The sequence below is a fragment of the Mycobacterium gordonae genome (assembly GCF_001417955.2).
GTDB lineage: Bacteria > Actinomycetota > Actinomycetes > Mycobacteriales > Mycobacteriaceae > Mycobacterium > Mycobacterium gordonae_B.
Map to the genome: position 1 here is coordinate 1 of NZ_LKTM01000304.1, position 351 is coordinate 351.

Annotated in this window: 1 pseudogene; it reads left to right on the forward strand. The window is 76.9% G+C overall.

Features of this window, described 5'->3' with window-relative positions:
• Window positions 1-351: pseudogene (locus AO501_RS38355) on the forward strand (PE family protein); the annotation flags it as partial.

Below are 351 nucleotides of genomic sequence, written 5' to 3' on the forward strand. Positions count from 1 at the left end.
TGGGCGGTACTGGATCGAGCACGGGTGCGACGGGCACCGCGGGCAACGGCGGCTCCGGTGGTGTCGGCGGGACCGGCGGTAAAGGCGCAGACAGCTCGGCAGTCGCGGCCGTCGGTCAGCAGGGTGCTCAGGGTGGAACCGGCGGCGACGGCGGGCGTGGTGGTGTCGGCGGGGCGGCTGGGTCCGGCGGCGGCGGCCAGCAGGGCGCGGGCGGTAAGGGCGGTGTCGGTGGGGTCGGTGGCCGAGGCGGTGTCGGAGGTGTCGGCGTCGACAACAGCGCCAATCCCGGGGTTGCGGGCGGCACCGGCGGTGCTGGCGGAGTCGGTGGCACCGGCGGTGCGGCCGGTGTGG